We start from the raw sequence: 19,092 nt of genomic DNA, 5'->3' as shown, positions 1-19,092 counted from the left end.
CCGTTCGCAGGCCGGTAAGGAATCCCGTATGCACAGAACAGTTTTCGACGCCGAGCACGCCGCGTTCCGGGCGACGATGCGCGCGTTCATCGGTGCCGAGGTCGTGCCCTGCTTCACCAAGTGGTACGACGACGGGCAGGTGCCGCGCGAATTCTATTACCGGCTGGGCGAACTCGGCGTGTTCGGTTTGGAGGCGCCGGTCGAGTTCGGTGGGGCGGGGCGGTCCTCGTTCGGCTTCCGCACCGTGCTGGCGGAGGAGATCGCCAGGGCGGCGGTGTCGTTCGGCGGCGCGAGCGCGCACGTCGCCCGGTGCCTGCCGCTGGTCACGACGCTGGCGAGCCCGGCGCAGCGGGCGCGGTGGCTGCCCGGCATCGTCACCGGCGACACCATGTTCGCGCTGGCGGTGGCCGAGCCGGGCACCGGCGCCGAACCGGCCGACATGCGTACCACCGCGCCGCTGTCGGTCGACGGGTCCACCTACGTGGTGAACGGCTCGAAGACCTACGTCGCCGGTGGCGTGCACGCCGACCGGGTGATCGTCTGCGCGCGCACCGCGGCGCCGCGCCCCGACGATCCGTCCTACGGCCTGTCACTGCTGGTCGTCGACACCGCCGCGGCGGGTTTCCGGGTGGGCCGCCGGCTCGACACACTGGGCCGCAAGCTCAGCGGCACCGCCGAACTCACCTTCACCGATGTGCGGGTGCCCGCCGCCGACGTCCTCGGCGCACCGCACCTGGCCGTCGACCACCTCGCCGGGCAGCTGCCGCGGGAACGCCTCGGTATCGCCGTCGGCGCCTATGCCCAGGCCAAGGCCGCGATCCGGTTCGCACGCCTGCACACCACCGAACGCGTCGCCTTCACCCAGCCCGTGTCGGCCTTCCAGAACACGAAATTCGAGCTGGCCGCCTGTCAGAGCGAGGTCGACGCGGTCGAGGCGGTGGTCGATCGCGCGCTGACCGCGCACGACCGGGGCGAACTCGGCGCCGCGCACGCCGCGTCGGCCAAGCTGTTCGCCACCGAGACGGCGGGCCGGGTGATCGACCGCTGCCTGCAATTGCACGGCGGCGCGGGCTATCTCACCGATTCCCCGATCGCCCGGCTCTACGCCGATCACCGCATCGATCGGCTCCAGGGCGGCAGCAGCGATGTGCTGCGCACCATCATCGCCGCCGAGATGGGCCTGTAGACCGGCTGGTGTACAGGCGACTCGACGCTGCTCAGCGCGTCCGGTTGAGATCGCCGAGGAGCCGCCAGGTGCGCTGCTGATCCTCGGGGGTGGTCAGGTCGGTCTGGGAGAAAACCACCTCGGTCGCGCCCGCCGCGAAGTAGTCGGCCACCCGCGCGGCCACGGTCTCCTCGTCGCCGTACACCACCAGGTCCGACGCGCGCCGTGCGCCGGACAGCTCGATCACCCGGCGATAAGACGGAATGCCGTCGTAGAAGCCGGTTGTCGCCTCGGCGGCGGTGCGGGCGGCGGCCACGTCCGCGGTGACCACGCCGGGGACGAGGGCGACGACGCGCGGCCGCGGTCTGCCCGCGCTCGCCGCCGCTGCCGTCAGCGGCGCGACGATGTGCTCGGCCAGGGCCTCGGGGCCGACCAGGAACGGCAGCGTTCCGTCGGCCAATTCGCCGGTGGCCCGCAACGCCTGCGGTCCCATGGCCGCGACCAGCACCGGCACGGTGGGCGCCGCGCCCGCGACCGTGGCGGGCATCGGGGTGGCCGCGGTCAGGGTCTCGCCCCGGAAGTCGACCGCGCCGGTGTCGAGGACCGAGCGCAGCGCCGTGAGGAATTCGCGCAGCCGGGTCGCCGGGCGATCGAACGGGCCGCCGAAGGCGCGCTCGGACAGGTCCCGAGCACCCAGGCCGAGGCCCAGCGTGAATCGTCCACCGGTGGCCGCCTGCGCGGTCTGCGCCTGACTCGCCACCAGCAGCGGGTGCCTGCCCGGCACCGGAACCACCGAGGTGCCGACCTGTAGCCCGGGGACCTCGCGGCCGATCAGCGCCGCCACCAGCAGCGAGTCGTGGGAGAAGGTCTGGCCGAGCCACACCGAGCTCAGCCCGACCGCGGCGGCGGTCCGCCCGAGGTCGACGGCCGCGTCCACGGCATTGCCGGACTGATCGAGGGCGAACGGGGACAAGGCGATTCCGATGCTCATCCGAGGAACAACCCGCGCAGCAACGGAGTTCATCGCGATCAGCGCATGCCGATTCCAACTGCGCCCCTACGCACGGTCAGGTCGGTACCGCACGCGATTCCGACCGGGCATCCGCGCGATCACGACCTCAGCGAACCGCGATCGGCCCCGGACGACGCGGACGACGTCAGCGAACCGCGATTCCGGCCGGGCACGGCCACGCCCCAGCGAGCCGCGATCCCGACCGGGCACCCGCGCGGTCACGAGCTCAGCGGACGGTGATCCCATCGGTGCGCATGGCGTCCTTGACCTGGCCGATGGTGAGATCGCCGAAGTGGAAGACGCTCGCGGCCAGCACCGCGTCGGCGCCCGCGTGCACGGCGGGCGGGAAGTGCGCGACCGCGCCCGCGCCGCCGCTGGCGATCACCGGCACCCGCACCGCGGCCCGGACGGCGGCGATCATCGGCAGGTCGAATCCGGCCTTGGTGCCGTCGGCGTCCATCGAGTTCAGCAGGATCTCGCCGACGCCCAGTTCGGCGCCGCGGATGGCCCATTCGACCGCGTCGATGCCGGTGCCGCGCTTGCCGCCGTGGGTGGTGACCTCCCAGCCGGACGGGGTGTCGGGCTGACCGTCCGGCACGGTGCGCGCGTCGACGGAGAGCACGATGCACTGCGAGCCGAACCGCTGCGACATCTCCGAGAGCACCTCGGGGCGGGCGATGGCGGCGGTGTTCACCGACACCTTGTCCGCGCCGGCGCGCAGCAGCCGGTCGACATCCTCGACGGTGCGCACGCCGCCACCGACGGTGAGCGGGATGAAGATCTGCTCGGCCGTGCGGGTCACCACGTCGAGCATGGTGCCGCGATCGCCGGTGGAGGCGGTGACGTCGAGGAAGGTGAGTTCGTCGGCGCCCTGGGCGTCGTAGGTGGCGGCCAGTTCCACCGGGTCGCCCGCGTCGCGCAGGTTCTGGAAGTTGACGCCCTTGACCACCCGGCCCGCGTCGACGTCCAGGCACGGGATCACCCGGACGGCCAGCGTGCTCGGCGCCGCGGTGTCCGGCCGTTCGTCGGTGCGCGGTGTCATGGTGTTCAGCCTCGTTCCTCTTCGCTGACCGTGCAAATCATTTCCAGGAGTTCGGCGTGGACGCCGGGCGCGGCGGCCAGCACCGACCCCGAGGTGATCGTCCACGGCGCGCCCGCCAGGTCGGTGACCACGCCGCCCGCGGCCCGTACCAGCGCGACACCGGCCGCGTTGTCCCACGGATGATGCCCGAACACGACCGCGCCACCGAGCACGCCGGAGGCGGTGAAGGCCAGGTCGATGCCGGTGGAGCCGTGCATGCGCACCCGCGAGGACAGCCTGCTGAGCGCGCCGAGCAGGTCGAACCGGAACTGGCCGGGGATGCGGCCCGCCGAGTCGACGTTGAACGCGCCGAAGCCGATCATCGCGTCGGCCAGCTTGCCGGGGCGCAGCGGCGGCAGCGCGACGCCGTCGAGGAACACCGGGCCACCCTGGACCGCCGCGTACCGGCGGCCGAGCAGCGGCAGCCAGGTCAGGCCGAGCACGGGTTCGCCCTCGTGCACGAGCGCCAGCAGGGTGCCCGACATGGGGTGGCCGGAGGAGTAGTTGAAGGTGCCGTCGATCGGGTCGAGCACCCAGGCCGTGCCGGAGGTGAGCGCCGGGCCGCCGAACTCCTCGCCGTGCACGGCGATCCCGGTGCGCTGCTGGAGTTCGGCGGAGATGGTGCGTTCCAGCTCCAGATCGAGTTCGGTGGCGAAGTCGTTGCGGCCCTTGGCGACCGCGCTCGGCGCACCGATGCCCTCGACGAAGCGCGGGACGACCCCGTCCAGGACCTGGGTGGCGACGGCCAGCAGGTCGGTCAGTTCGGCGGTGCTCGGTGCGGCGGTCATCGTCGGTGTCAGCGCACCGCGGCCAGGGCCTCGGGCAGCGTGAACCGGCCCGCGTACAGCGCCTTGCCGATGATCGCGCCCTCCACGCCCTCCTCGGCCAGCCCGGCGATGGCCACCAGGTCGTCGAGCACCGAGATGCCGCCGGAGGCGACGACCGGCGCGTCGGCGGCGTTGGCGACCTCGCTCAGTAGTTCCAGGTTGGGGCCGGTCAGCGTGCCGTCCTTGGAGACGTCGGTCACCACGTAGCGCGCGCAGCCGTCGCGTTCGAGCCGCTCGAGCGCCTCCCACAGGTCACCGCCGTCGGTGACCCAGCCGCGGCCGCGCAGCCGCCACTCCCCGTCGATCTGCTTGACGTCGAGCCCGACCGCGATCCGGTCGCCGTACTCGCCGAGCACGCGGGCGCACCACTGCGGGTTCTCGATCGCGGCGGTGCCGATGTTGACCCGCGCGCACCCGGTGGCCAGCGCCGCTTCCAGGGAGGCGTCGTCGCGGATGCCGCCGGACAGTTCGACCTTGACGTCGAGTTCCCCGACGACCTGTGCGATCAGCTCCCGGTTGCTGCCCTTGCCGAAGGCCGCGTCCAGGTCGACCAGATGGACCCACTCGGCGCCGGCCTGCTGCCACGCCAGCGCCGCGTCGCGGGGCGACCCGTAGCTGGTTTCGCTACCGGCCTCTCCCTGCACGAGGCGCACGGCCTCCCCATTGGCGACATCGACGGCGGGCAACAGCACAAGACTCACGGGATCAGACTAGTAGGTCCGGACTGTCGATCTCCGCACCGGTCCACGCCCCTGAGGCCCGTGTCACGCCGACCGGGTTCAGCGACAGCGGCGACGCAGTTCCGGGACGCCACCGCCGGTGAGCTCGTCGAGGACGACACTGCGGCCGACCACGGCCAGCGCGATGGCCTCGCCGGGCCCGCGGACCTCGGGTCCGTCGCCCCAGGCCCAGTCCACATCGGTGGCGATGAACCGCAGCCCCTTGGTCCGTTTGCCCGGGAAGGCGAAGGGATCCGGGTAGGACAGCACCGCGATCAGGCGATCGGGGGCGATGGTGCGCGGGCGGCGCAGCGGCCGCCGGATGTCCTGCTGGTGCACCAGCAGGTCGGAGAGCATCAGCCGCGGCGAGAACCGCGACAGCCTGCCCGACTCGTGCTCGAACATGTGCACCAGCTGCGCGGTCGGCAGGCCCGCGAACGACGCCGCGAGCGCGTTGTTGATCCGGTCGACCGAACCGCGATGGCGGGCCGCGGCGGCCGCGTAGTCGAGTGGGCCGAGCGTGTCGGTCAGCAGATGACCGACCACGTCGCGCACCCGCCACCCCGCGCACAGCGACGGTGTCTCCCACTCCTGCTCGGTCAGTCCACGTAGGAGTTCGATCAGCTCGGCACGTTCCGCGGCCAGCATCCCCCGATAGCTCATGTCGATCACTGTAGGGCCCGATCCGACGCCGGGTTCCCGGATTCCGGTGCACGGGAGCGAAATACATTCCGACGGGTCTGTCCGCTCGTGGCCCCGCAATCGATCGGCACACCGGGGCGTAGCCCGTGCCGTCCGGCCCGTCGGGACGCCGGGACAATGGGACTATGGCCGCCGACCGGCCGCACCGTCACCGCGCGCCGCCCGAGCGACGCCACGAAGGAGAGGACGCCCGGACACCGTGGGCAAACAGAATCGGCGACGCCGCACCGGACGCCGGGCCGTGCCCGCCACCGGGCCGGTGCTCGACGCCGACACCCTGACCGATCCCGAGCGGCTCGCGGAGGCGATCGCGACGGCCGCCGTGGCCGCGGCCCAGGGCGACACGGCCGGGGTCCGGCACTTCGCCGAGCAGCTGGCTGGCCCGGACCGGGTGCGCCCGGAGGTGGCGGCGGGCGTCGAGCGGGCGAGCCGGCGAATCATCGCCCGCGCCTTCGACTTCGGCTGGCTGCCGAGCGATGTCCACCAGGCCGCGCGGCGCCGCCTCGACGAGTTCGCGGTCGGCTATCTGACCGATCTGATGGCCGACCATCGCGCCCCGTTCGCCGAGGACACCGTCGACGAGATCTGGCAGGCCCAGCTCGACGACCTCGGCGCCACCGTCTGGTGGACGCCGCCGCACCTGATCCCCTGGGCCGACCGCGCGCTGCTCACCGGCGCCGACGCCGTGACCACCGTCCTCGACGCCCTCGCACTCCTGCTGCGGCTGCCGAAACTGGAGCCGATCCGGCCACTGCCCGGCACCGCGCACCGGCATCGGGGCGCGCGGCCCGCCGTCGACGAGAAGGCCCTCGGCCGGGTCCGCGGCCTGCTCGCCAAGGCCGAGTCCACCGCCTTCCCCGCGGAGGCCGAGACCCTCTCGGCCAAGGCCCAGGAACTGATGACCAAGTACGCGATCGACCGCGTCCTGCTGGCGGTGCCCACCGTCGACGCCGACCTGCCCGGCGCCCGCCGCCTCTGGCTCGACACCCCCTACACCGAGGCCAAAGCCCTGCTCATCGACCTGGTCGCGCGGGCCAACCGCTGTCGCGCCATCTTCGTCGCCGACTGGGACTTCGTCACCGTCGTCGGCGAGGACCCCGACCTCGACGCCGTCGAACTCCTGTCGACCTCGCTGCTCGTCCAAGCCACCCGCGCGATGATCGACACCCCGTCGACGGCCGGTGACTCCCGCTCCCGCGCCTATCGCAAGGCCTTCCTCACCGCCTACGCCACCCGGATCGGCGACCGCCTCACCACCGCCGCGGCCGCCACCGTCGCCGAAGCCGCCGACCCCACCCTGCTCCCACTGCTGGCCACCCACGATCACCGCGTCGAGAAGGCGTTCTCCACCTACTTCCCCACCACCCGCGCGCGCGGCATCACCATTCGCAGCGCCGAAGGCTGGGAGGCGGGCACCGAGGCCGCCGATCGCGCCCGGCTCGACGGCTGAACCCCGACCGGTTTCAGGGTTCGCCTCCATCGAACGGGTGACGACACCATGCCCGGGAGGCCGTGAAGATGATCGGTATGGTCACTTCGAAATCGCTGGTCTGCGGTGTCCTGGTCGCGCTGGCTCCCGTCGCGGGCGGCTGTGTCGCCGCCGAGCGGCCGCCCGAGCCGGTCGCCGCGGTCGCCGAGTTGGTGGCACAGGCCGATGCCGTGCCGACACCCCGGATCGCGTGGGCGCCGTGCCCGGAGGAGTCGCTGCGGGGCAAGGACTGCGCCCGGGTGGCGGTGCCGCTCGACTACGCGAACCCCACGGGACGGCACCTGGAACTCGCGGTGGTCCGCCAGCCCGCGGGCGACCCCGCCCACCGCATCGGCACCTTGTTCACCGCGGCGGGCGGACCCGGCGGGTCCGGCATCGAGTGGGCGGCGAAGGGCGAGATGTTCTCCGGTGAGCTGAGCAGGCGCTTCGATGTGGTCACCTTCGATCAGCGCGGGGTCGGGCGCAGTTCCACGGTCCGCTGTTTCCCGGATTCCACTGCCCAGCAGGACTTCTGGCACACCCTGGCGCTGCCGCCCGTCGGCACCGCACAGCAGGCGGCCACCACCGACGCGAGCGGGCGACTCGCGGAAGGATGCCTGCGCCACGACGGCGAGCTGATCGCCCACCTCACCACCGTGGACGCCGCCCGCGATCTCGATCTCCTCCGGCGCGCCGTCGGCGACCCGGCCCTGACCTACCAGGGTGGCTCCTACGCCAGCTACCTCGGCACCGTCTACGGCGCGCTGTTCGCCGATCGCGTTCGCGCGCTGCAGCTCTCCTCGATCCTCGACCCCGCGCCGTACACCACCGACACCCGCGCCGTCATCGACGCCACCGCGACCGGCACCGAGGAGGTGCTCGGTGAATTCCTGCGCCTGTGCGCGGCGGCCGGTCCGCAGCGCTGCGCCTTCGCCACGGACGCGGCCTCGGTCGCGGACCTGCGGGCCCGCGACACCGCCCTGCTCGATCGGGCGAAGGCGGCGCCGATCCGGGTCGGCGAGGGGTCGGCGACCGTGCCGGTGACCTACAGCGAACTCGTCCAGGCACACGCCATGCTGCTCTACGACGCGAGCCTGGGATGGCCCGCCCTCGCGGCCCTGCTGACCGAGCTCGAGCGGGGTCCCGCCGGGAATCCCGCCGTGGTGCGGCAGGTGCTGACCGCGATCGCCTCGACCGGTGACTTCCTCGACTCGTTCGTCGCCATCTCCTGCGCGGACAACGCCCTCCCCCGGCAACCCCTGCGCTGGCCGGAATTCGCCGCCGAATCCGCCGAAACCGCGCCCGTCTACGGCCCGTTCTGGCTCTATCTCCGCCAGCCGTGCGCCACCTGGCCCGCCCCCACCGACGGCTACCCCCAGCGCTACACCGGCCCGTGGACCCAGCACTCCACCGTCCCCCCACTGCTGGTGAACAACCGTTTCGACCCGGCCACGCCGCTCCCCGGCGCCCAGCGTGCCGCCGCGGCGATGGGCGACGCGCGGTTGGTCGTGGTCACCGACGGCTACGGGCACGAACCGGACGGCGACTGCGTCACCGACCTGACCCGGCGCTACCTCGTCGACCTCCAGCTCCCGGCAGCCGGGACGACCTGCGCGAACGGCCGGACACCGTTCACCGGATGACGCGGGCGCCCGCCGGCCGGGCACCGTTGCGGGAAGCCGAAGCGCGCTCCTACGCTCGACGGGTGCGACCGATCATGTCCGACCACGAGCTGGACGGCGGCTGGGAGCTGGCGCGGGCCGCCTCGCCGGTGTGGAGAGGGCTGTCGCTGTCCGGTTTTCGTGACGGTGGCGGCGGCGGACCGGACCTGCGGATCGTCGCGCTCCCCGCGGTCACGGTGGTCGTCCAGATCGGCGAGAGCGGATTCACCACCGCGGACGCGCGCGGCGTGGACGGCCTCGTCGCCGGGATCGCGCCGGGCACCCACCAGGTCCGGTCGGACCGGGTCGACTGTGTCGAGCTCCGCATGCCGCCGACCCTCGCCTACTCCCTGCTCGGCATCGCGCCACCCGACATCACCGGCACGGTGCTCGGCATCGAGGACCTCTGGGGGTCGGCGGTCGACCGGCTGCGCGCGCAGCTCGCCGAAACATCCACCTGGCCGGCCCGATTCGAGCTGACGACCCGCTTCCTCGCCGACCACGCGACGGCCAGGCACCCGGATGCCGAGGTCGCCGCGACCTGGCAGCGGATCGTCGCCCACGGCGGCCGGGTCCGGGTCAGGGAGCTGGTCGACCTGACCGGCTGGAGCCAGAAGCGACTCTGGACGCGGTTCACCGCCCAGATCGGCGTGACCCCCAAGCGCGCGGCGATGGTGGTGCGTTTCCGCCGCGCGTTCGACCAGCTCGTCGCGGGCGAATCCGCGGCCGCCGCGGCCGTCGCGTGCGGCTACGCCGACCAATCCCACCTCCACCGCGACATCGCGATGTTCGCCGGAACCACCCCGGGCGCCCTGGCCCCGCGCTGAGCGGGAAATTTCGTCCAAGACACCGCACCCCGGCGCCTGTGACAGTGGCGTCATGACCACGCCCACCGCGCTCGCCGCCCGCATCCGCGCGACCGAGCACCGCGTCGCAGGCACCTACGGACTACGGATCACCGAACGGACTTTCGCGCTGCGCGACCGCGGCCCGACCGTGCGCACGGTCGAGATCCCCGGCTCCGGCCCACCGATCCTGTGGGTCAACGGCCTCGCGGCCCCGGCGCTGGCCTTCGCACCCCTGCTCGCCCGGTTCCCCGACCGGCACCACCTCCTGATCGATCTGCCCGGCCACCATCTGGCGCCCGCGTACGCCTGGAGTGACCGACCGGTCCGTGAGGTGGCGGTGGCGGTACTGACCGGTGTACTGGACGAGTTCGGGCTCGCGGGCGCCCAGCTCGTCGGCTGCTCGCTGGGTGGCCTGTTCGCGCTGTGGACCGCGCTGGACGCGCCGGGCCGGTGCACGCGCCTGGTGCTGCTCGGCGCACCGGCGACCGCGCTGCCCGGCACCAGGGCCACCCCGGCCATGGCGTCGACTGCCGCCGCCGGGCGCGGCCGGGTGGACGAATGGTCGATGCGGCTACCGTCGCCGCGGTTCGTCGCCCGGGCCGCCCTGGTCACGGCGCTGGGACCGGAGACCGCGCGCGCCATGTCCGACGACCTGCTCGATCTGCATCGCCTCCCGCTCCGGCTCCCGGGCAAGGCCGCGTCCTACCGAACGCTGCTGCGCCGGCTGATCCAGGGCCGCGTGCCCCGGCCGGAGGCCGTGCTCACCGATGCCGAGCTCACCCGGATCGACGTGCCCGCCCTGTTCGTCTGGGGTGAGCGCGACGTCTTCTGCCCACCGGATCGCGCCCGTCGATCCGTCGCGATGATCCCCGGCGCGCACCTGGCCGTCGTGCCCGGCGGCCACAACCCCTGGCTCGACGACCCACCCGGATGCGCCGAGCTGATCACCGAATCCGATATCCCCTCCACCGACAGGAAGCACCATGCGTAATCACGACCCGCTCGCCCTCGCGACAGCTCTGCCCCCGTTCGACTTCCGCCCGATCACCGCGTTCAACGACGGCGAATTCTGCGTGTTCCACGGCGACGGGCTCGCATCCTCCGACTGGGAACTCCACCCCGACACCGACGAACTGCTGATGGTCCTGCGCGGCAGCGTGACCGTCGAGATCCTCACCGACACCGACCGGCACCGAATCCCGCTCACCGCAGGACAATTCGCCATCGTCCCGAAGGGCCACTGGCACCGCCATCTCGACGTCGACCACCTCGTCGAGATGTTCTACACCCCGGGCGCCACCATCGAATCCACCGCCGAGGATCCCCGCGTCGAGTGATCGACACTGTCCTGCCCCTTCCCGCGCGTCACCCTCGAATCGACAGCTACAACCTAGTTGACAGTCTCTGTCAACTAGGTTGATACTGTCGATGTACGGATGGTCCGGCGAATACGGAGGTGTGGGGTGTCTCTGCGGGAGCGACAGCGACGGCAGGTACGGGCCGAGATTCAGCGCGCGGCGTTCGCGTTGTTCGCGAAGTCCGGATTCGACGAGGTGACCACCGAGCAGATCGCGGCGGCCGCGGGGATCTCACCGAGCACGTACTTCCGGCACGTGCGCAGCAAGGAGGACCTGCTGCTGGACCCGGTGCGGGAGGGCGGCGCCGGGATCGCCGCGCTGCTCGAGGGCCGCCCCGACGAGGAGCCCGCCGATATCGCACTGGCCCAGGCGATCCTGACTCGCTCGACAGCCCTGGGAATCGAGGAGCTGGAGCAGTGGCGCGCCGCCTTCGCCACGGCACCCCATCTGCTCGACCGGGTCGCGCTGATTCCGCCGGACCATCGGGCACGCCTGGTCGAGCTGGCCGCGCACCGGATGGACACCGACCCCGGCACCGACAGCGGCCCCGGGCTGCTGGTGCATCTGATGCTCGCGGCCGCGGAGTTCGGATACCTGCAGTGGCTGCGGAGCGCGCAGAACCCCTCCGCCTCACTGCCGGTCTGCGTCGAAGCGGCGGTGGCCGCCGTTCTCGACGATCGCTGGCGAGCGCCGCGCTGACCCCTCGACGTATCGAACAGAAGAAGGCAAACATGCAGCAGGACACTGTGTTCCCGGAGACGGTGGACATCGTGGTCGTCGGATCCGGCGCGGCGGGCATGTCCGCCGCGATCACCGCGGCCCGCCACGGCCTGTCGGTCGTCATGGTCGAGAAGGCGAGCCGCTGGGGCGGTTCGACAGCCCGATCCGGTGGCGGCGTCTGGATTCCAGGCAACTCGGCGCTGGGCCGGCTGGCCGGGCCCGAGGATATCGACGCCGCCCGCGCCTACCTCGCCGACATCGTCGGGGACGCCGTCGCACCGGAGATGCTCGACACCTACCTCGATCACGGGCCGACGGCCTTCGACTTCCTGGCCCGCCACACGCCACTGGCGATGCGCTGGGTGCCCGGTTACAGCGACTACTACCCCGAAGCGCCCGGCGGCCGAGCCCGTGGCCGGTCGGTCGAGCCGAAGCCCTTCGACGCGCGGGGTCTCGGCGCCGACCTGGCCACCATGGAGCCCGACTATCTTCGAGCTCCCCGCAACGTCGTCCTGACCCAAGCCGATTTCCGGCAGATCCATCTGGGCCTGCGCAATCCGCGAAGTCCGTTGCGCGCGGCCCGGATCGGGGCCAGATGGCTCGGTGGTCTGCTGCGCGGTCGGCATCTGCTCGCCCGTGGTCAGGCGTTGAGCGCGATGCTCCGTCAGGGGATGCGCGATGCCGGAGTACCCTTGTTCCTGAACACCGCACTGGTCGAGCTGGCCGTCGCCGATGACCAGGTCGTCGGCGCCGTCGTCCACCGCCACGGCACCGAACAGGTGATCGGTGCGCGCTGTGGCGTGATTCTCGCCTGTGGCGGTTTCGAGCACAGCGACACCATGCGCAAGCAGTACCAGCGCGAGCCCATCGGCACGGACTGGACCGTGGGCGCGGCCGCCAACACCGGCGACGGCATCCGCGCCGGCCAAGCCATCGGAGCGGCCACCGCGTTCCTCGACGATGCCTGGTGGGGGCCTTCGATACCGCTGCCACGCACGCCGTTCTTCTGCGTGTCCGAACGCAATCTGCCGGGCAGCCTCATCGTCAACGACCGCGCGGAGCGGTTCATGAACGAGTCCCTGCCTTACGTCGAAGCGACCCATCGCATGTACGGCGGGCCCCACGGCCGAGGCGACGGCCCGGCCGAGAATCTGCCCGCCTGGCTGATCTTCGACCAGCGCTACCGCAATCGCTATCTCTTCGCGGGCCTCCCCCCGCGCGCACCGCTGCCCCGGCGCTGGTTCGACACCGGCATCCTCACCCGCGCCGACACCGTCGGCGAACTCGCGGACAAGATCGGGGTACCGGCCGACCGCCTCGCCGCCACGGTCACCCGGTTCAACGACTTCGCCCGCACCGGGATCGACGAGGACTACGGCCGCGGCACCAGCGCCTACGACCGCTACTACGGCGACCCCCGTCAGCGCCCGAATCCCAACCTCGGCGCCCTCGACACCGGCCCCTTCTACGCCGCCCAGCTCGTCCCCGGCGACCTCGGCACCAAGGGCGGCCTGCGCATCGACACTCACGGCCGGGTCCTCCGCGACGACGGCGCGGCCATCGACGGCCTCTACGCGGCGGGGAACACCAGCGCACCGGTCATGGGTCACACCTACGCGGGCCCCGGCGCGACCATCGGTCCCGCGATCGTGTTCGGCTACCTCGCCGCCGTCCACGCCGCCACCGCCCGCGCCGGACGCGAGTAGCCGGGACGGTTCCGATCGCCCCGCGATCAGCGGGGTTCGAGGATGACGACCGGGATCTCGCGGTCGGCCCAGGCCTGGTAGTGCTCGAAGTCGGCGTAGGCGTCGACGAGCAGGGGCCACAGGCGGGCGCGCTCGTCGGGGGCGGCGGTGCGCGCGCGGACCGGGTGGCGGTCGCGGCCGATCTGGATGTGGGTGTCGGGAGCGGCGCGCAGGTTGTGGTACCACTGCGGGTGTTTGGGCAGGCCGCCCTGGGAGGCGACGACGACGGTGTCGGGGCCGTCGACGAGGTAGAGCAGCGGGGTGGTGTAGTCGACGCCGGACTTGCGGCCGCGGTGGTCGAGCAGCAGGGTGGGGACCGGCTTGCGGAAGCCCGCGCCGACCCGCCACTTCGCGCCGATCCGGCCGCCGGTGCGCCGGTAGACCCACACCTGCGTCTTGCCCATGTACTTGAAGATCGTGGGCAGGCTCGGGGAGTCGAGGTGTTTCGGGCGCGGCGGTACAGCGGTCATCCCCCGACCATACACATCCGCCTCGGCGTGTATGGTCAGGATCCGGTCGCCCGACGACCTCCGGCTACAGCGATCCGAGCCAGTTGCGCAGCAGCTGGGCGCCCGCGTCGCCGGACTTCTCCGGGTGGAACTGGGTGGCCGAGAGGGCACCGTTCTCGACCGCGGCGAGGAACGGGACACCGTGATCGGCCCAGGTGAGCTTCGGGGGCGCGATGTGCTCGTTCTCCGGCAGTTCCCACTGCTGCGCGGCGTAGGAGTGCACGAAGTAGAAGCGGGTGTCGGCGTCGAGACCGGCGAACAGGGTGCTGTCGGCGGGCGCCTTCACCGTGTTCCAGCCCATGTGCGGCAGGACCGGCGCGTCGAGGCGGGCGACCGTGCCGGGCCACTCGCCACAGCCCTCGGTCTCCACACCGAACTCGACCCCGCGATCGAACAGGATCTGCATGCCGACGCAGATGCCGAGCACCGGACGCCCACCGGCCAGCCGCTGGCCGATGATGCGTTCACCGCGCACCGCGCGCAGTCCGGCCATGCACGCCGCGTACGCGCCGACACCGGGAACGACGAGCCCGTCGGCGGCCAGCGCGGCCTGCGGGTCGGCGGTCACCTCCACCTGCGCACCGGCGCGCACCAGCGCGCGCTCGGCCGAGTGCAGGTTGCCGGAGCCGTAATCGAGCAGGACGACCTTCGAACTCACAGCACGCCTTTCGTGGACGGGACGCCGCTCACCCGCGGGTCGATCTCGACCGCGGCCCGCAGCGCCCTGGCGACCGCCTTGAACTCGGCCTCGGTGATGTGGTGCTGGTCGCGGCCGTAGAGCACGCGCACGTGCAGCGCGATCCGCGCGTTCTGCGCGATCGACTCGAAGACGTGCTTGTTGAGCACCGTCGAGTACGACGCGCCGGGTCCCGCGCTGGGAATGATGGTGTGCACCAGGTGTTCCGGCTCGCCGGTGAACACGCAGTAGGGCCGCCCGGACACGTCGACGGCGGCGTGCGCGAGGGTCTCGTCCATCGGGATGAAGGCGTCGCCGAAGCGGCGGATGCCCTTCTTGTCGCCCAGCGCCTTGCCCAGCGCCTGGCCGAACACGATCGCGGTGTCCTCGACCGTGTGGTGCGCCTCGATCTCGATATCGCCCTCGGCCCGCACGACCAGGTCGAACCCGCCGTGCTGGCCCAGCGCGGTCAGCATGTGGTCGTAGAACGGGACGCCGGTGGAGATCTCGGTCTGCCCGGTGCCGTCGAGGTTCAGTTCCACCAGGATCGACGATTCCTTGGTGACCCGTTCCACCCGTGCGGTTCTGCTCATGATGTGTTCCTCCACAGGGGGATTCGTCAGTGGGTCAGGTCGGTGGCCGCGATGCCGGCGCTCACCCGCAGGAACTCGTCGTTCTCCGCGGCGAGGCCGACGGTGGCGCGCAGGTAGCCGGGGATGCCGACATCGCGGATGAGTACCCCGGCGTCGAGGTAGTGCTGCCAGGCGCGCGCGGCGTCGGTGAACCGGCCGAACAGGATGAAGTTGGCGTCGCTGGGGATCACCTCGAAGCCCTGCGCGGTCAGCGCGGCGGCGACCCGGTCGCGCTGGGCGGCCAGTTCCGCGACGCTGCCGAGGGTTTCGTCGGCGTGCCGCAGCGCCGCCCGCGCGGCCGCCTGGGTGACCACCGACAGGTGGTACGGCAGCCGCACCAGCAGGATCGCGTCGATCACGGCGGGCGAGGCGGCCAGGTAACCGAGGCGACCGCCCGCGAAGGCGAAGGCCTTGCTCATGGTGCGGGTGACCACGAGCTTGGTCGGGAACCGGTCGATCAGCGTGATCGCGCTCGGCGCGGCCGAGAACTCGCCGTACGCCTCGTCCACGACGACGATGCCGGGCGCCGCGTCGAGGATCCGCTCGAGCTCGTCGATCGGGATGCTGTGCCCGGTCGGGTTGTTCGGGCTGGTCACGAACACCACGTCGGGGCGGCGCTCGGTGATCTGCGCGACGGCGTAGTCGATGTCGAGGGAGAAGTCGCCGCTGCGCTTGGCCTCGATCCACTCGGTGTCGATGCCCTCGGAGATGATCGGGTGCATCGAGTAGGAGGGCACGAAACCCAGCGCGCTGCGGCCGGGTCCGCCGAAGGCCTGCAGCAGCTGCTGCAGGATCTCGTTGGAACCGTTGGCCGCCCACACGTTCGCGGCGTCGACGGGGACGCCGGTCTGCCGGGTCAGGTACGCGGCGAGGTCGGCGCGCAGGGCGACGGCGTCGCGGTCCGGGTACCGGTGCAGGTCGGCGGCGGCCGCGCGCACCGATTCGGCGACGTCGTCGATCAGCGCCGTGCTCGGCGGGTGCGGGTTCTCGTTGGTGTTGAGCTGCACCGGGACGGTCAATTGCGGTGCGCCGTACGGGGATTTGCCGCGCAGGTTGTCGCGCAGCGGCAGCTGGTCCAGGGTCGCCGAGGCGCCGGGCACGGTGGGAGTACTCACGAGAGCGCCTCGAAACGCGCCTGCACGGCCTGCCCGTGCGCGGGCAGATCTTCCGCGTTCGCCAGTGCGACGACGTGTCCCGCGACGTCCTTCAGCGCGGCCTCGGTGTACTCCACGATGTGGATGCCGCGCAGGAAGGTCTGCACGCTCAGGCCCGAGGAGTGCCGCGCGCAGCCCGCGGTGGGCAGCACGTGGTTGGACCCGGCGCAGTAGTCGCCCAGGCTGACCGGCGCCCACGGGCCGACGAAGATCGCGCCCGCGCTGCGCACCCGCGCGGCGACGGCGGCGGCGTCGACGGTCTGGATCTCGAGGTGCTCGGCCGCGTAGGCGTCGACGACGCGCAGGCCCTGGGCGATGTCGTCGACGAGGACGGTCCCGGACTGCTTGCCGCTCAGCGCTTCCCGCACCCGGGCGTCGTGCTTGACGACGGCGAGCTGGGCGTTGAGCGCGACGTCGACCGCGTCGGCGAGGGCCACCGAGTCGGTGACCAGCACACTGGCGGCGAGCACGTCGTGCTCGGCCTGGCTGATCAGGTCGGCGGCCACGTGCACCGGGTCGGCGGTGGCGTCGGCCAGGACCGCGATCTCGGTGGGGCCCGCCTCGGCGTCGATGCCGACCAGGCCACGGCACAGCCGCTTGGCCGCGGTGACGTAGATGTTGCCGGGACCGGTGATCAGGTCGACCGGCGCCAGCGCGGCGCCGTCGGTGTCGGTGCCGCCGTAGGACAGCAGCGCCACGGCCTGCGCGCCGCCGACCGCCCACACCTCGTCGACCCCGAGCAGCGCGGCGGCGGCCAGGATCGTCGGGTGCGGCAGACCGCCGAACTGGGCCTGCGGCGGCGAGGCCACCACCAGCGACTCCACGCCCGCGGCCTGGGCCGGGACGACGTTCATCACGACCGAGGACGGGTAGACGGCATTGCCGCCGGGCACGTAGAGGCCCACCCGCTCGACCGGCACCCACTTCTCGGTGACGGTGCCGCCTGGCACCACCTCGGTGACGGTGTCGGTGCGGCGCTGATCGGCGTGCACCTTCCTGGTCCGCTCGATCGCGACCTCGAGCGCCGCGCGCACGGCCGGGTCCAGCTCCGCGAGCGCCTTGGCCAGCTCCGCGACGGGCACGCGCACCACGCTCGGGCGCACACCGTCGAACTTCTCGCTGTAGTCCAGCGCGGCCTCGGCACCCCGGTCGCGGATGTCCTCGACGACCGGCCGCACATGATGCAGCACCGAGTCCACGTCGACTCCTCCGCGCGGCAGCGCGGTGCGCAGCTCGGCAGCGGAAGGAGTACGACCGCGCAGATCGACGCGGGCGAGCTCGATGCGGGGAGTCATATCGGGGTGCAGTCCTGTCTGTGCTGGGCTCAGGTCAGCTACCAGCCTATCGGTCACCCGCCACCGGTTATCCGGCAGATCCCGCCGGGGACGGCGGACGCTGGTGGATCACGCCCTCCTTCATCACGAAATCGACCTGCCCGGTGACGGCGATGTCGGTGAACGGGTCACCGGGCATCGCGATCAGGTCGGCGATCTTGCCGGGCGCGATCGTCCCCAGGTCGTCGAGCCCGAGGAGTTCGGCGGCGACACTGGTCGCGGACGTGAGGGCGCGGTGGGCGCTGATGCCGTTGGCGACCAGCATCGGGAACTCCCGCCAGTTGTCGCGGTGCGGGAACATGCCCGCGTCGGTGCCGAACGCCAGTTTGATCGCGCTGTCGGCGACCAGTTCGGCCGAGTCGAGCAAATCCTTCGCGTACCGCTGATACTTGCGGCGCTTGTACATCGGCTGGCCCTTCCAGTACGCGTCGTCGTCGACGCGGCGGGCGTCGTCGAGCATCGTGTACTGCGTCGGGACCAGGAACACGCCGTGGTCCTGCATCATCGTCAATGCCTCGGCGGAGGCCAGGTTGCCGTGCTCGATGCTGCGCACACCGGCGCGCACCGCCCGCTTGACGCCCTCGTCACAGACACAGTGCGGGGTGACCGGCACGCCCAGGTCCTTCGCGGTGGCCACCAGGGTGTTCATCTCCTCCTGGCTGTAGGTCGGCAGGGCCGGATCGTCGGACGGGGTGCTGAACCCGCCCGACGCGGCGAACTTGATCCAGTCCGCGCCGTAGCGGATCTGCTGGCGCACCCGGGTGCGGATCTCGTCGGGCCCGTCCGCGGCGGCGAGCTCGAGCGCCCGGTGATCACACTGGAACTCCCCGGCCATCGCACCGCTGAAATCACCGTGTCCGCCGCGCGCGGAGATCAGATGCGGCGCGACCAGCATCCGCGGTCCCTCGATCATTCCCGCGGCGACCGCGTCACGCAGATACAGCGTCGTCGGATCGACATCGGTCCCGCAGAGATCACGAATCGTGGTGAAACCGTTGCCCAGCAACTCTTTCAGAACAGGCAGCGCGCCGAGCGCCTTCTGCGCGCTGCCCCGCATCAACGCCGACGGACCGATGTCCGGGTTGATCGTGACGTGCGTGTGGCAGTCCATGAATCCGGGTGTCACCGTGTGACCGGACAGGTCGACGACCTCCGCCCCATCCGGCAGGTCGACCGCGGGACCGCAGGAGACGATCCGGTCACCACTCACCACGATCGTGCCCGCCACGGCGGACTCGGACAGACCGTCCCATACCGTCGCCCCGGTGATCACTGTCGTCGCCATGACCCACACCTCCGTCGAGGAAGTCGGTGCACGAGGCCACTACGAATTCAGGGCCCGGCCCGAATCGGAAGAGCAATCCATCAGCTACCGAGACGGTACCGGATCGACCCGTCCGCGAGCGTGCACCCGGCCGAGCCGGACCACGCCGGTCGCTCAGGAGGGCGCCGCGGTGCGGGCGACCGGCAGCCGTGCCCGA

Annotated in this window: 19 protein-coding genes; 8 read left to right on the top strand and 11 right to left on the bottom strand. The window is 71.9% G+C overall.

Annotated elements, in window-relative coordinates; genetic code table 11:
- Window positions 1-28: 28 nt before the first annotated feature.
- A complete protein-coding gene (locus tag AB0L91_RS31030) occupies window positions 29-1,186 on the top strand; it encodes an acyl-CoA dehydrogenase family protein (RefSeq protein WP_365016072.1) in 1,158 nt (385 codons plus the stop codon).
- Between the two features lie 31 nt (window positions 1,187-1,217).
- Here AB0L91_RS31030 and AB0L91_RS31025 read toward each other — a convergent pair whose 3' ends face one another.
- From AB0L91_RS31025 to AB0L91_RS31005, 5 genes are all read right to left on the bottom strand, one after another.
- Window positions 1,218-2,156 carry a TIGR03564 family F420-dependent LLM class oxidoreductase gene (locus AB0L91_RS31025; RefSeq protein WP_365016070.1) on the bottom strand — a complete coding sequence of 313 codons (939 nt, stop codon included), beginning with the start codon at window positions 2,154-2,156 and terminating at the stop codon, window positions 1,218-1,220.
- 247 nt (window positions 2,157-2,403) lie between these two features.
- On the bottom strand, window positions 2,404-3,219 hold the full coding sequence (hisF, locus tag AB0L91_RS31020; protein ID WP_355283260.1) for an imidazole glycerol phosphate synthase subunit HisF: 816 nt from the start codon (window positions 3,217-3,219) through the stop codon (window positions 2,404-2,406).
- Window positions 3,220-3,224: 5 nt separating this feature from the next.
- Window positions 3,225-4,046 (bottom strand): inositol monophosphatase family protein, encoded by an 822-nt coding sequence (locus AB0L91_RS31015; protein WP_365016068.1) that lies wholly within the window; start codon window positions 4,044-4,046, stop codon window positions 3,225-3,227.
- Window positions 4,047-4,054: 8 nt separating this feature from the next.
- Window positions 4,055-4,786, bottom strand: a complete 732-nt coding sequence (priA, locus tag AB0L91_RS31010; RefSeq protein WP_357350817.1) for a bifunctional 1-(5-phosphoribosyl)-5-((5-phosphoribosylamino)methylideneamino)imidazole-4-carboxamide isomerase/phosphoribosylanthranilate isomerase PriA — start codon at window positions 4,784-4,786, stop codon at window positions 4,055-4,057.
- A 78-nt stretch (window positions 4,787-4,864) separates the two neighbouring features.
- On the bottom strand, window positions 4,865-5,467 hold the full coding sequence (locus AB0L91_RS31005; RefSeq protein WP_355283252.1) for a maleylpyruvate isomerase family mycothiol-dependent enzyme: 603 nt from the start codon (window positions 5,465-5,467) through the stop codon (window positions 4,865-4,867).
- Between the two features lie 238 nt (window positions 5,468-5,705).
- Between AB0L91_RS31005 and AB0L91_RS31000 the strand changes: the two genes are divergently transcribed.
- The 7 genes from AB0L91_RS31000 (at window position 5,706) to kstD (ending at window position 13,267) form a co-directional block, all read left to right on the top strand.
- Entirely contained in the window at window positions 5,706-6,956 is a 1,251-nt protein-coding gene (locus AB0L91_RS31000) for a DUF2786 domain-containing protein (protein WP_365016065.1), read from the top strand.
- A gap of 77 nt (window positions 6,957-7,033) precedes the next feature.
- Window positions 7,034-8,617 (top strand): alpha/beta hydrolase, encoded by a 1,584-nt coding sequence (locus tag AB0L91_RS30995; RefSeq protein ID WP_365016063.1) that lies wholly within the window; start codon window positions 7,034-7,036, stop codon window positions 8,615-8,617.
- On the top strand, window positions 8,614-9,462 hold the full coding sequence (locus AB0L91_RS30990; protein ID WP_365016061.1) for a helix-turn-helix domain-containing protein: 849 nt from the start codon (window positions 8,614-8,616) through the stop codon (window positions 9,460-9,462). The genes AB0L91_RS30995 and AB0L91_RS30990 overlap by 4 nt, the downstream gene beginning before the upstream one ends.
- 52 nt (window positions 9,463-9,514) lie before the next feature.
- Window positions 9,515-10,474 (top strand): alpha/beta hydrolase, encoded by a 960-nt coding sequence (locus AB0L91_RS30985; RefSeq protein WP_365016059.1) that lies wholly within the window; start codon window positions 9,515-9,517, stop codon window positions 10,472-10,474.
- The gene (locus AB0L91_RS30980; RefSeq protein ID WP_365016057.1) at window positions 10,467-10,820 is read left to right on the top strand and encodes a cupin domain-containing protein; all 354 of its coding nucleotides are present in this window, start codon (window positions 10,467-10,469) and stop codon (window positions 10,818-10,820) included. The genes AB0L91_RS30985 and AB0L91_RS30980 overlap by 8 nt, the downstream gene beginning before the upstream one ends.
- A 126-nt stretch (window positions 10,821-10,946) precedes the next feature.
- Window positions 10,947-11,540 (top strand): helix-turn-helix domain-containing protein, encoded by a 594-nt coding sequence (locus AB0L91_RS30975; RefSeq protein ID WP_365016055.1) that lies wholly within the window; start codon window positions 10,947-10,949, stop codon window positions 11,538-11,540.
- Between the two features lie 32 nt (window positions 11,541-11,572).
- Complete coding sequence (kstD, locus tag AB0L91_RS30970) at window positions 11,573-13,267, top strand: 3-oxosteroid 1-dehydrogenase (protein WP_365016053.1); 1,695 nt, start codon at window positions 11,573-11,575, stop codon at window positions 13,265-13,267.
- A gap of 26 nt (window positions 13,268-13,293) precedes the next feature.
- On the opposite strand, the gene AB0L91_RS30965 is transcribed toward kstD, so the two are convergent.
- From AB0L91_RS30965 to AB0L91_RS30940, 6 genes are all read right to left on the bottom strand, one after another.
- Window positions 13,294-13,776: a nitroreductase family deazaflavin-dependent oxidoreductase gene (locus tag AB0L91_RS30965; RefSeq protein ID WP_365016051.1), complete on the bottom strand. Its 483-nt coding sequence runs from the start codon at window positions 13,774-13,776 to the stop codon at window positions 13,294-13,296.
- A 64-nt stretch (window positions 13,777-13,840) separates the two neighbouring features.
- On the bottom strand, window positions 13,841-14,473 hold the full coding sequence (gene hisH, locus AB0L91_RS30960) for an imidazole glycerol phosphate synthase subunit HisH (RefSeq protein ID WP_357350836.1): 633 nt from the start codon (window positions 14,471-14,473) through the stop codon (window positions 13,841-13,843).
- Complete coding sequence (gene hisB, locus AB0L91_RS30955; RefSeq protein WP_030203827.1) at window positions 14,470-15,084, bottom strand: imidazoleglycerol-phosphate dehydratase HisB; 615 nt, start codon at window positions 15,082-15,084, stop codon at window positions 14,470-14,472. The genes hisH and hisB overlap by 4 nt, the downstream gene beginning before the upstream one ends.
- A 26-nt stretch (window positions 15,085-15,110) precedes the next feature.
- Complete coding sequence (locus AB0L91_RS30950) at window positions 15,111-16,238, bottom strand: histidinol-phosphate transaminase (protein ID WP_357350838.1); 1,128 nt, start codon at window positions 16,236-16,238, stop codon at window positions 15,111-15,113.
- On the bottom strand, window positions 16,235-17,572 hold the full coding sequence (gene hisD, locus AB0L91_RS30945) for a histidinol dehydrogenase (protein ID WP_365016049.1): 1,338 nt from the start codon (window positions 17,570-17,572) through the stop codon (window positions 16,235-16,237). The genes AB0L91_RS30950 and hisD overlap by 4 nt, the downstream gene beginning before the upstream one ends.
- A gap of 67 nt (window positions 17,573-17,639) precedes the next feature.
- Entirely contained in the window at window positions 17,640-18,896 is a 1,257-nt protein-coding gene (locus tag AB0L91_RS30940) for an amidohydrolase family protein (protein ID WP_365016047.1), read from the bottom strand.
- Window positions 18,897-19,092: the final 196 nt, after the last annotated feature.

The organism is Nocardia sp. NPDC051833 (genome assembly GCF_040681225.1).
Taxonomy (GTDB): Bacteria; Actinomycetota; Actinomycetes; order Mycobacteriales; family Mycobacteriaceae; genus Nocardia.
The sequence above is the reverse complement of the archived record's forward strand: the minus strand, read 5'-3'. Positions and strand labels throughout refer to the sequence as shown.